This is a genomic window from uncultured Salegentibacter sp. (assembly GCF_963972535.1).
In the GTDB taxonomy this organism is placed as follows: domain Bacteria; phylum Bacteroidota; class Bacteroidia; order Flavobacteriales; family Flavobacteriaceae; genus Salegentibacter.
In genome coordinates this window covers 1-12417 of record NZ_CAXAVR010000001.1, presented here as the reverse complement: position 1 = coordinate 12417, position 12417 = coordinate 1, and the positions used below count along the sequence as shown (strand labels likewise).

The window sequence follows — 12417 nt, the reverse complement described above, 5'->3', positions numbered from 1 at the left end:
AATGGAAAAGATATTAATAGCCGGTTCTACCGGACAAACAGGAAAAAGGGTTATTGAAATTTTAAACAATACCGAAAATTTTAAGCCAATCGCAATGATTCGTAAAGAGGAGCAGAAGCAAATCTTTGACGATATGGATGTAGAAAGCGTGATGGCAGACCTTGAAGGCGATATAGAACACGCTTTTAAAGGAATTGACCGGGTAATTTTTGCAGCAGGTTCTGGTGGTAGCACCGGCCCAGACAAAACTACGGCGGTAGACCAGGAAGGTGCTAAAAAAATGGTTGATGCTGCTAAGAAATTCAACGTAAAAAAATTCATCATGCTTAGCGCGATGGGAACCGATAAGCCGGAAGAAGGTGGAGACCTTGAACATTACCTAAGAGCGAAAAAAGAAGCCGATGATTATTTAGTAGATAGCGGAATTGTTTATACTATTGTTAGACCAGGTGCTTTGACTGATGATATGGGGCTTGCCAAGGTAAAATTAGACTTAAAACTGAATGAACGTGGAGAAATTTCACGTGATGATGTAGCCTTTTTACTGGTGATGTGCCTTGCCGATCCTTTAGGAAAAAATATGGCCTTCGAGGCGCTGGAAGGAGAAGAATCTATTAAATCTGCTCTTATTGAATTGAGCCAGAATAATTAAAAAAATAGATAGAGCTTTTTAAAATGCTGTTTGATAATTTCAAATGTTAGATTCTGAAACAAGTTCGGGATGACTTTTAAATTACAAACAGCATTTTTTGTTTTATAGATTATCATTCACAAATTTTTCACACCAGGCTTTAATTTCATTCCTGGTGCTTCTAAAAGCCTTCTGAACTTCTTCTCCAGAACCTTTTACTTTTGAAGGATCTTTAAAATTCTGATGTAATCTCACTGCACTTTCCGAAGGAATAAACGGGCAATTTTCATTGGCGTGATCACAAACCGTAATAATAAAATCGAAGTCCACTTCTTTGTATTCGTCTACATGATTACTGGTATAATGCGAAATATCTACCCCATCTTCTTTCATTATTGCCACCGCTTTTTGATTTAGCCCGTGGGTTTCAATTCCTGCGCTGTAAATTGTAGCCCTCTCTTTGGCAAAATGCTTTAAATATCCCTGCGCCATCTGGCTTCTACAAGAATTCCCGGTACAAAGTACGAGTACGTTCTTCATATAAGGTTTTTTAGCAGCAACCACCACCGGGTGCACATTCGTTAGCACTTTCCATCGCCGGCTCTGCAACACCACAAGTTTCTTTCGCCTTGCAATCTGTTGGATTTACGTCTAATTTCATTAATAAATTTCCATTTTTAATACTAAAGCCGGTTACGAATAATTGAGCGGTGTGAAAATTTGCATTGCTGTATTCAAACTTTACCTCAGCGTCCATATCGTAAGCTTTCATTTGCCCGACTTTATCTAAAATAGATAAAGCTTTGGAAACTTGCATAAATTCCGTTTTTCCAATTTCTTCCGGACTTTCCCATAACTGAATAATAGTTTCGTTCCAGGCATCGGTTCCCGCGCCACAGTCTACCGAGTCTATTTTTAAGTGTTTTACTTCGGTAATATGATAATTTGCTCCAACCAATAAGTTGGGTGCGTACTCAAACAACAGGGGTTTTTCCTGATGTTGTTTCAGCAAATCGAATAATTCTGATGTTTTCATAATTTTAATATTTATATATCGCAATATTACGATTAATAAGAATTGGAAAAAAGAAGAATCAAATATTTTTTCTGTTTATACTTAAAAAAGAATGTTTTAGCTTAGAGAAAAGCTTTATCGTTAGGTTCCCAGAGCTCTATTTTATTTCCCTCCAAATCCATAATCCAGCCGAATTTCCCTTCTTCTACTTTTTGAATTTCATCCATAACTTCTACACCTTCGCCTTTTAAAGTTTCCAGTAATTCTTCAAGATTTTCAACGCGGTAATTCATCATAAAATCTTTTTCGGAAGGTTTAAAATGATTGGTATCTTCTTTAAACGGACTCCATTGCGTAGAACATTTATTTCCGTTTTCGTCCAGCCACCAAAAGGTGCAACCCCATTGGTCTGTATTTAAACCAAGATGCTTGCTGTACCATTCTTTTACCGCATTTGGATCTTTGGTTTTAAAGAAAACTCCACCAATTCCTGTAACTCTTTTATCCATTTTTTCTGAATTAATTTTCCGGAAAATACGATAATTCGGTAGAAATAATTGCAAGACGATCAATTACTAAAACAAGTTACAGATTGCCGCGTCTGCTATCGCTTCCTCGCAATGACAAAAAATCATAAAAAAACCTCACAGGTCTTCAAGACCTGTGAGGTTTAAATATTTAAATTTTGAACATTACTTCTCTTCTCCTCTTCCGAATTTATCTATGATCTTGCCGGCGATCACGCTGGCCAGGCGCTCATGAGATTCTACGGTCCAACCCGCTACATGCGGACTCAAAATCACATTATTTAAGAACATAAGTTCACGCATAGCATCTGGAATTTGATTTTCAATACTTAACGAAACATTCTTTTTATTAGAAAAAAGACTTTCAAATGACGCTTTTTCATATTCTAAAACATCAAGCCCTGCACCAAGTACACGACCGTCTTTTAAAGCATCTACAAGATCTGCCGTAACCACGTTTTTTCCGCGGGCAGTATTTATAAACCAGAACGGCTTTTTATAAGCATCAATAAATTCTTTATTCACCATTTGGTCAGTCTCGGGCGTCCAGGGCGTATGCAAGCTTACTACGTCACATTTCTCCCGAAATTCTTCTAAAGACATCTGCCGTGCATTTTCGTCGCCTACACCCTCTTTAATGTCGTAACAAATTACATCAACTTCAAATCCGCGTAGTTTTTTAGCAAAGGCTTTTCCCATATTTCCGTAGCCGACTATTCCCACGGTTTTTCCGTCTAATTCCAAACCACGGTTTTCTTCACGGTGCCAGAGACCATCGCGCACTTCCCTATCTGCTTTATTCAACCTATTAAAAAGCGATAATAACATTCCTAAAGTGTGTTCGCCTACAGCGTTTCGGTTTCCTTCAGGTGCAGAAAATAAAGTGATTCCGTGTGCTTCAGCATATTCTACGTCAATATTTTCCAGCCCGGCGCCTACCCTTGCGATAAATTTTAAATTTGGTGCGGCGTCAATAAATTCTTTGTCTATAGTATATCGACTTCTAATAACGATCCCATCGTAGAGATGTTGATTTTCCAGCGTTTCTTCCCGAGATTGGGTAAAGCCTTCAATATTTTGATGCCCGGCATCTTGTAATTGTTTGATTAAAGTTGGATGATTGGTATCTGAATGTAAGATAATCATTGCTCTAAATTGAGTTTTTAATTTTTATATATAACGCCCGCCGGGATTAAGCTCAAAACTGGCTTATCCGCATTATAAATAAAATTAAGTTAGAAAAAATGGATTTTGAAATGAAGGCGGTTTCATTTGTTTACTCACTAAGTGAGGTTTTATGAGGCTGTGTGAAAAATTTTACGTCAGGCTGTCCCGACGCTTCGGGATGTTTCAGCTTCTAACGTGCTAGATCCTGAAACAAGTTCAGGATGACAATTCAAACAACCTAATTTAGTTTTCAAATTAATTCCCCAGATTTATTCAAGGGAACTTTCATTACGAAAAACCAAAGTTAAAGAATGATTTTTAAAACTTAAAGCCTGAAGCCTTTTAGTTAAAAACCAAGCACCAATTTAGAAATATAGAAGAAGAGAAAAATTCCGAAGATATCGTTGCTAGTTGTGATAAAAGGACCGGTAGCAATCGCGGGATCAATACCTTGTTTATTTAAAATAATGGGCACAAAAGTTCCCACCAGTGCGGCCACAATAATTACCGAAAGTAAAGAGGCAGCTATAGTTATGCTTACCAGTTGATCCTGACCAACAATTAACCCAAATAAAATAACCAGGATTCCTAATGCAACTCCATTTATTAAACTAAGGCCTACTTCCTTTATTAAACGCTGTAATAAGCTACCACGTAAATTATCATTCGCAAGTCCCTGAACAATAATCGCGCTAGATTGTACTCCAACATTTCCAGCCATCGCGGCGATTAAAGGAGTGAAAAAGAATAAAATTGGAAATTGCTCCAGGGCTTCTTCAAAACCTTTCATAATGTAAACACTGCCCAAACCTCCAAAAAGTCCAAGAACCAACCAGGGTAATCGGGCCCTGGTAAGGCGCCATAAACTATCATCGGCTTCTACAGATTCTGAAATACCAGAAGCCATTTGGTAATCTTTTTCGGCTTCTTCTTTAATAAAATCTACAATATCATCAATGGTAATCCTCCCCACTAAACGACCCATTTCATCTACCACGGGAATTGCTTCCAGGTCATATTTCTGCATTACCCGGGCCACTTCTTCGCCTTCAGTATGCACGTTTACATAATCTACCTGCGGAATATAAACATCCTGGATATTCGCGTGGCTTGGTGCGGTGAGTAAATCTTTAAGCGAAAGCCTGCCTTTAAGCTTATTTTTATCGTCTACAACGTAAATAGAATGTACCCTGGTCACATTTTCGGCCTGTTCGCGCATCTCGGTCATACAACCGGTCACACTCCAGTTTTCGTTAACTTTTACAAGTTCCTTAGCCATAAGTCCGCCGGCAGAATCTTCATCGTAGCGCAGCAGTTCTACAATATTATCGGCATGTTCCTCGTCTACGAGTTCGGCAATAACATTTTGCTGGCGCTCGGGAGATAGTTCAGAAATGATATCGGCGGCATCATCGGTATCCATTTCTTCTAGCTCTTCGGCAATTTCTTTTGCTGAAAGGGTATCAAGAATACGTTCCCGCACGCCTTCTTCCAGCTCCATTAATGCCTCGGCCGTTTTCTGGCTGTCCAGAAGCTTAACAATATAAGTAGCTTCTTCTAAAGAAAGTTCAGTTAAAATTTCAGCAATATCAGCGTGGTGCACATCTTCAAGGTGCAATAGCAATTCCTCATTATTCTGCTGTTCTATGAGGAATTGTAATTTTTCTATTAACTCACTACTGATTTGAAACTGCATACGACTCAATTTTAAGGGTCAAATCTATAAAATCCTGATAACCGAGTTGCTCAGGACGTTTGTCAAATATAGGATCTTCCCTTAAATTATCGGGTAAATTGAAAGTTTTTAAACTATTGCGCATCGTCTTTCTACGCTGCTGAAAGGCGGTTTTTACTACCCTAAAAAATAATTTTTCGTTACAGGGCAGGCTAAAATCTTCTTTTCTTGTTAGACGCAAAACCCCACTCTCTACTTTGGGTGGCGGGTTAAAGACTGAAGGCGGAACGGTAAATAAATATTCAGCTTCATAAAAAGCCTGAACCAATACCGAGAGAATTCCGTAGGTTTTATTGCCTTCTTTTTCGCAAATTCGCTTCGCGACTTCCTTTTGAAACATTCCAGAAAACTCAGGAATTTGGTGTTTTAATTCTAAAACTTTAAAAACAATCTGGGTTGAAATATTATATGGGAAATTACCAATAATCGCAAAAGCTTCGTCGCGAAAAGCAGTTGCTACATCATATTTCAAAAAATCAAATTGATGAATTCTATCTTCCAGTTGCGGATAATGTTCCTGCAGGTAAGCAACACTTTCGGTATCAATTTCTATTACGTGAACCTCAGCATCCTGTTTCAGTAAATATTTGGTGAGAACGCCCATCCCGGGGCCAATTTCAAGCACTTTATTGTAACCTTTATAGGTAAGGGTTTCGGCTATTTGCTCCGCAACACTTTCATCGGTTAAGAAATGTTGGCCAAGATGCTTTTTTGCCCTTACTTCACCGTCTTCTGACTGAGAAGGCTTTCCTCTTTTCTTATATTTTCCCATAAATTATTGCTCGCTAATTACCTGCATTTCGGTTCTAAAAGCAACAAACTTGCCTTCAAAAGCTTTACTTTTTCCTCTTAACCTTTCAGCATCTTCTTCATAATACTTATCAAGTTCAGCTTTACTTTCGGCGGTGTATTGCACCGAATACGTAATGCCACCCATAGCTTCGGTTACCATCACGCGGGTCATTAAAGCTTTTTTAAATTTTCCGGTATCCAGCATTTCGGGAATATGTTCTTCCTTCATCCATTTTACCCATTCATCGTGAATAGCTTCCTCAATATTTATGGTTACGTTATATATGTACATGTTTATTTTTTAAGGGGTTTCTTCATAATCTCCTCTTAACGCACGGTATTTTTTGCGAGCTTCCACAAAATAAATACTATCGGCAAAATTAAAAATTATTTGTTCGTAATATTCTTTGGCTTTCTCGGGATCTTCCAGCTCATTTGCATATAATTCGGCTAAATAATAACGAGCGTTATCAGCCAAAATATCGGCATTAAAATCTTTGATTATTACGAGATAATTATTCTCAGCATTTCTGAGCTGGCCGGTTTCTTCAAATAGTTGAGCTTGCTTGAGCAAAGCTTCATCTTCAATTTTTTCTCCTTTATGAAGGTTTAAAATCTCGCTTAAAAGTTCAATTGATTCAGAATTTTTCTCCTGAAAAGCGAGCAAATCAGCCCGGGCATATTTTTTAAGCGCGGTTTGGGTAGAATCTTCTATAGAATTGTCTTCAATAAGCAAACTAAGCTCCATCGCATCATTGGCAATAAGTTGCGAAGTAGAAGATTTCAAAACATCCAACTGCTGTTTTGCCCATTTAAAATCTCCCTTAAAATAACTGGTTTTTGCCACTTTAAATCGGGCGTTTTGAGAGATTTGATCGTTTTTTACCAAATTTTGAACCTGGGAATAATAGATAAGCGCTTCGTTAAATTTCTCCTGAAGCACCAAAATATCGGCCAGTGCGATTTTTATCATCGCTTTATCAAAATCGCGATTCGCCTTATCTGAAACCTGTTTCAATAAAGCGATAGCTTCTTCTTTTTTATTTTGCTTAAAGGCAAGGAAATTTGCGAAATCAAGTTGTAAATTCAGCGTGTTTAGTCCGGTGCCAAATTGTTCTAATAATTCAGTATATCTCTTTTCTATTTCAGAATAATTTTCTTTTTCTTCATTTTCAACCTTCATTTTTAATAAAAACTGGTTACCCTGTAACACGATATTTTCTGAAGGAGCTTCTTCTATTACGTATTCAATAATTTCTTTTGCGGCTTCAAAATCTGAAGCTTCCCGAGCCATAACCGCAAGGTTTAAAATACTTTGTAAACTTTTATCACTACGCCTGTATATTGCTTTTTCCTGAGAAAAAGCTTTCAAAAATTCCTCTTCCTGTGTGAAAAGCCAGCTCAGCATTTCGTTATAAAGTAAGCTGGGATCTTTTTGCAGCTTAGTAAGCAACAACCTTCTAAAAATTGTATTGGCTTCACTTGAAGCATCTGCTGAGATATATTTACCGAATTCTCGATTGGCGATGGGGAAAAAATCGGGATTCGTTTCTATAAGTTCCAGGTAATTCTCAAACATAAGTTCGGTTTTACCCTGCTCCCCGTAAATTCTTGCAAGTTGCATATTAAAGTTTAGCTCATTATTTAGCTGCATTGCCTTTTCATAGGTTGCTGCAGCATTTTCAAGCAAACTGTATTTCTGAAAAGTTCTGGCTATGGAATAGGCGTAATTAGGACGAGCATCTACCGCGCTTAAGGCTTCTGCATAGAATTGCTCCGCACTTTCTGTGTTTTGCTGAAGCTCATAATTATGCCCCAGCTCTATTAAAAGCGTGGGATTGTTTGCCGAATTATTTAATTTATTCCGAAGTAATTCTTCAGCCCGGGAGAAATTCTCCAATTGCTGATGGCTTTCTACCAATCCGAAAAAATAAGAAGTATTCTGCGGATTTTCTTCAACTAATTTTTCATAGGTTTTCAGGGCTTTCTCAAATTCTCCCTGATCAAAAAAATTACGCGCCAACAACTCAGATTGCGCCAGGGCACCTGAAATTGAGCAAATAAAAACAAGAAAAAATAAGACAGAGCGCATCCTGTAAATATAAGGATTTGACCTGTGAATAATTATGTTTAGCCGTTTAATCTATCAGATCGAAACCTGTATAAGGCACCAAAACATCAGGAACTTTAATTCCGTCTTCTGTTTGGTAATTTTCAAGAATTCCAGCCAGTACACGAGGCAAGGCTAAAGCACTTCCGTTTAAGGTGTGCACCAACTCTTTTTTACCTTCTTTATTCTTATAGCGAAGTTTAAGTCGGTTAGCCTGGAAAGTCTCAAAATTTGAAACAGAGCTAATCTCCAACCAGCGATCTTGCGCGGTAGAAAACACTTCAAAATCGTAAGTAAGGGCTGCAGTAAATCCAAGATCACCGCCGCAAAGTCTTAAAATTCGGTAAGGTAATTTTAGATCGGCCAGAATATCTTTAATATGCTCCACCATATTATCTAAAGCCGCATAAGAATCTCCAGGTTTTTCAATTCTTACCAGCTCCACTTTATCAAATTGATGTAAACGGTTAAGTCCGCGAACGTGGGCACCATACGAACCTGCTTCCCGTCTAAAACAAGGCGTATAACCGGTACAGGCGATTGGGAAATCCTTATCGATAAGCAAACGATCACGATACATATTCGTCATGGGCACCTCGGCAGTTGGAATCATATAAAGATCATCTGCTGTGATATGATACATTTGCCCTTCTTTATCCGGCAACTGTCCTGTTCCCAAACCAGAAGCTTCGTTAATCATTAAAGGCAATTGATATTCGGTATAACCGGCATCAATAGCTTTATCTAAAAAATAAGTAATTAAAGCTCTTTGTAAGCGCGCTCCTTTTCCTTTATAAACCGGAAAACCGGCACCGGTTACTTTATTTCCCAGTTCAAAATCTATGATATCGTATTTTTTGGCAAGTTCCCAGTGTGGCAATGAACCTTCTGCAAGAACCGGCACATCACCTTCCTTAAAGATCTCTTCGTTATCATCTTCTAAAGTCCCGGCGGGCACAGATTCGTGTGGTACGTTAGGAATAGTATAGAGTAAGGTTTCAAGTTTCAAGATTGTTTCTGAAAGTTCTTCAGAAAGCGCTTTAGAATCTTCTTTTAGTTTCCCTGTTTTCCCTTTAATTAGGTTGGCTTTTTGATGTTCGCCATTTTTAAACATCATCCCAATTTCTTTGGAAAGTCTATTGGATTCAGCTAAAATATCATCGAGTTTTACCTGGGTGGCACGACGTTTTTCGTCTAACTGCAGCACCTCTTCAAGAATACTTTCAGCCTCAAAATTTCGTTTTTTGAGTCCCTTGATAAATTCTTCTTTATTTTCCCTGATATTATTAACCTGTAACATAGCTTTCTATTTCCTAATTTGAAGCTGCAAATGTAAGAAAAGCACTGAAGACTTTTAATCTAATTTTGAAGGTAAAATCCAATTGTGGTGTTTAAAATGCTGCCATTCTTCTGCAGCGAGATCTACTTTTGGATCAATAAAAGGCTCATAAGGGCGCCCATTGATACTTATCTTAGATTTTACAAACACCTGTATCTCTTTCCCCTTTTCAGCATATTCTTTTTCGAGATGTTGAGCAAACTGCCACATCATATCGGGTTTAGCACTTACCGAGCGAATTTGTTTTCGGCTTAAATAGCGTGCTTTATTCACATACGTAGTGTCTCTTTTTCCTTTTTCAACCACTTTAAAAGTGGTGTTTCCAGAACGGGAGCGCAACATCATACGCCAGCTTAGTCGATGGCCTTCTTCCGTCCAAAGTACATTATCCTGAAAAAACCAATGTCTTAACGGTAAAGCGATTTGCACTACAAACCAAATAGAAAGCACTGTAATTAATGGTTTTCTATACGAGGGGATAACAATTTCTCCTTTATTATAATAAGGTTTTTTATTCCGAAGAATGTATTTATTGATCTTTTCTGAAGGAAAAAAGAACAGGCAAAAAGCCAGCGATAAGTAAGGAAAAATACCAATATGAAAAATAAAACTATTAAACAGGTGAAAGAAAATGGCAAGAATAAAAGCCGGCATTCTTGTTGGTCTCCATAAAAGCGCCGGGATAATTAATAAATCGAAGATTAACCCGAAATAAGTTATTACATACCTAACCCATCCCTGCTGAAGAAATTCTCCCACCAGCCAGTAATCTGCCTTTCCACTCATTAGCATAGCCGGCAAAGTACCATCAAGCCAATCTGGATATAATTTCGCAATTGAAGCGTAAGTATAAACTATCCATAACTGTAGTACGACAAAAAGCCAAACCCATTTTGGCATGGAAATTTTTTTTAACGCAGGTTTTTTCCAGGCGTCAATGGAAAAATAGCGGTGTGCGGGAAGAAAAAACATTATTCCGCATAAAAGCATCAATAAATAATAATGATTATTATAAGAAGATTTCTGCATTAGGTAAACTCCCGCCCACATAATGGTGTAGCAAAAAATACTGAAACGATATTTAAAGCCCAGCATTACAAAAATACCGAACAGCCCTAATATTCCGTAATAATATAACATTCCGTTTCCTGGCAGCGGTTGCAGGAATTCAAAACCTATAAAATTAAAAGTAAAGTCGGGCTCAATGAGAGTTCTACGAATCCAACCGGTAAAAATAGCACCAACAGCTTCAATGGTAATAAGCAAGCCAAAAATAATTCGGAAAGCAATAAGCGCCGAATTATCTACTTGCTTAAAAAGCCATTTATTGAGCATAATTGTCTCTAATGTATTGCCTTGAGAAAGCTTCGTCCTGTTTCATTGCGATTTTTAAAGCATTTACAGAATCAAATTTTTTCTCATCGCGAATCCTTACCAGCATTTCTATTTTTAGCTCGGTGCCGTAAAGATCCCGGTCCAGGTTAAAGAAATAAGTTTCTATGGTTTGGTCTTTTCCTCCCACCGTGGGATTGGTGCCAATATTCATCATTCCAAAGAAGCGTTCTCCTTTAATTTTAGAACACACAACATACACCCCGTTTTTCGGAATTAACTTATAATCTTCTTCAATATTTAAATTAGCGGTAGGATAATTAAATTCTTTTCCCAATCCACGGCCTTTTACCACCTTTCCGGTTAAGCAAAAAGGAGATTGCATATAACTATTAGCCTTTTCTACCCGCCCTTCTAGAAGCGCATTTCTAATTTTTGTAGAACTAACCGCGACCTGATCTACTTCTTGTTTGGTGATCTCTTCTACATCAAAACCATATTCTTCACCAAACTGTTTTAAGGTATTGATATCTGCGGTACGATTTCTACCAAAACGATGATCGTAACCAATAATTACTTTTTTTGCTTTTAAACGATTTACCAGAATATCACGAACAAATTCCTGCGCGGTAAGTCTTGAAAATTGTTGGGTAAAAGGATGCACCACCAAATGATCTATCCCTGTTTTTTCAAGGATTTCGGTACGTTCTTCTATAGTATTTATAAGTTTTAACCCGCTTTCTTTTTGCAGAACCATTCTTGGGTGCGGAAAAAAAGTAAAGATAACAGATTCAAGGTTTTCAATTTTGGCGGCATCTACCAGCCGTTTTATAATTTTTTGATGCCCGGCGTGAACCCCGTCAAAAGTACCGATGGTGACTACGGTTTGTTTCTCACCTTTAAAAGCATTTGCTCCTTTATGTATTTTCAAGGCCAACTTATTTTCCGTTAAATGAATTCATAGTATTTGAAACGCCTGCAGTGCCAAAAGATTTTACCAATTCGGCTGATTTCTGTAAACGTTCTGGCAATTCTTTTCTCTCTTCTTCTCCCCATTCTCCTAAAACATAATCTACCTGCTGGCCTTTAGAAAACTCATCACTAATTCCAAATCTAAACCTATTGTATTTTGTGGTGTTTAAGGTATTTTGAATGTCTTTTAAGCCGTTATGGCCACCATCACTACCTTTGGTTTTTAGCCGAATAGTACCGAATGCTAAATTTAAATCATCTGTAATTACCAATAAATTCTGTAATTCAATTTTCTCTTTTTGAAGCCAGTAGTTAACAGCCTTCCCGCTTAAATTCATATAAGTTGAAGGTTTTAGCATTATAAAGGTTCGGCCTTTAAACTTAAATGTAGCTATATCTCCTAATTTTTCTGTAGAAAAACTCACCTCTTCCTTTTCGGCTATATAATCTAATATTTTGAATCCAATATTGTGACGGGTGTTCTCATACTTAGGACCTGGATTTCCCAGTCCTACGATCAAAAATTTCTTCATGGGATCTTGTTCTTCTTCCTGGGGCTTTTTCTTACTGAGTATTTTTCCGAAGAAAGACAGCATAACAATTGTTTTGGTAAAGATAAAATTATTAGAATATCTAACTAAAAGTTTTTACCCGATAATCCAGATTTAAATGCTGAACTGGCTTCCCAGGTTGTTTGTTAAGATTTATTTTGAAAGACTTTTAAAACAAAAAAAGCACCCCCTTTGGGATGCTTTTAAATTTTTGTTGAAAAAAGAAAAGATTAATTATCTTCTCCT

Annotated in this window: 13 protein-coding genes; 1 reads left to right on the top strand and 12 read right to left on the bottom strand. The window is 37.5% G+C overall.

Annotated elements, in window-relative coordinates:
* Position 1: 1 nt before the first annotated feature.
* Positions 2 to 652, top strand: coding sequence for an SDR family oxidoreductase (locus AACZ30_RS00065; protein ID WP_075325550.1), 651 nt, complete (start codon positions 2 to 4; stop codon positions 650 to 652).
* Positions 653 to 754: 102 nt separating this feature from the next.
* On the opposite strand, the gene AACZ30_RS00060 is transcribed toward AACZ30_RS00065, so the two are convergent.
* From AACZ30_RS00060 to pth, 12 genes are all read right to left on the bottom strand, one after another.
* The gene (locus tag AACZ30_RS00060; RefSeq protein WP_339646405.1) at positions 755 to 1171 is read right to left on the bottom strand and encodes an arsenate reductase ArsC; all 417 of its coding nucleotides are present in this window, start codon (positions 1169 to 1171) and stop codon (positions 755 to 757) included.
* A 10-nt stretch (positions 1172 to 1181) separates the two neighbouring features.
* On the bottom strand, positions 1182 to 1667 hold the full coding sequence (locus tag AACZ30_RS00055; RefSeq protein ID WP_339646402.1) for a DUF6428 family protein: 486 nt from the start codon (positions 1665 to 1667) through the stop codon (positions 1182 to 1184).
* A gap of 101 nt (positions 1668 to 1768) precedes the next feature.
* The gene (locus tag AACZ30_RS00050) at positions 1769 to 2155 is read right to left on the bottom strand and encodes a VOC family protein (protein WP_339646399.1); all 387 of its coding nucleotides are present in this window, start codon (positions 2153 to 2155) and stop codon (positions 1769 to 1771) included.
* 183 nt (positions 2156 to 2338) lie between these two features.
* Entirely contained in the window at positions 2339 to 3319 is a 981-nt protein-coding gene (locus tag AACZ30_RS00045; RefSeq protein WP_339646396.1) for a 2-hydroxyacid dehydrogenase, read from the bottom strand.
* 367 nt (positions 3320 to 3686) lie between these two features.
* Positions 3687 to 5036, bottom strand: coding sequence for a magnesium transporter (gene mgtE, locus AACZ30_RS00040; protein WP_093306133.1), 1350 nt, complete (start codon positions 5034 to 5036; stop codon positions 3687 to 3689).
* A complete protein-coding gene (gene rsmA / locus AACZ30_RS00035; RefSeq protein WP_339646389.1) occupies positions 5017 to 5847 on the bottom strand; it encodes a 16S rRNA (adenine(1518)-N(6)/adenine(1519)-N(6))-dimethyltransferase RsmA in 831 nt (276 codons plus the stop codon). The genes mgtE and rsmA overlap by 20 nt, the downstream gene beginning before the upstream one ends.
* A 3-nt stretch (positions 5848 to 5850) precedes the next feature.
* Positions 5851 to 6159, bottom strand: coding sequence for a DUF4286 family protein (locus AACZ30_RS00030; RefSeq protein ID WP_075325543.1), 309 nt, complete (start codon positions 6157 to 6159; stop codon positions 5851 to 5853).
* A gap of 9 nt (positions 6160 to 6168) precedes the next feature.
* On the bottom strand, positions 6169 to 7959 hold the full coding sequence (locus AACZ30_RS00025; protein ID WP_339646382.1) for a tetratricopeptide repeat protein: 1791 nt from the start codon (positions 7957 to 7959) through the stop codon (positions 6169 to 6171).
* Positions 7960 to 8005: 46 nt separating this feature from the next.
* Positions 8006 to 9277 (bottom strand): serine--tRNA ligase, encoded by a 1272-nt coding sequence (gene serS, locus AACZ30_RS00020; RefSeq protein ID WP_339646379.1) that lies wholly within the window; start codon positions 9275 to 9277, stop codon positions 8006 to 8008.
* A 54-nt stretch (positions 9278 to 9331) separates the two neighbouring features.
* Positions 9332 to 10651, bottom strand: coding sequence for an HTTM domain-containing protein (locus AACZ30_RS00015; RefSeq protein WP_339646376.1), 1320 nt, complete (start codon positions 10649 to 10651; stop codon positions 9332 to 9334).
* On the bottom strand, positions 10641 to 11579 hold the full coding sequence (locus tag AACZ30_RS00010; protein ID WP_339646374.1) for a bifunctional riboflavin kinase/FAD synthetase: 939 nt from the start codon (positions 11577 to 11579) through the stop codon (positions 10641 to 10643). The genes AACZ30_RS00015 and AACZ30_RS00010 overlap by 11 nt, the downstream gene beginning before the upstream one ends.
* Positions 11580 to 11586: 7 nt before the next feature.
* Positions 11587 to 12216: an aminoacyl-tRNA hydrolase gene (pth, locus tag AACZ30_RS00005; protein ID WP_057482765.1), complete on the bottom strand. Its 630-nt coding sequence runs from the start codon at positions 12214 to 12216 to the stop codon at positions 11587 to 11589.
* Between the last annotated feature and the right edge of the window lie 201 nt (positions 12217 to 12417).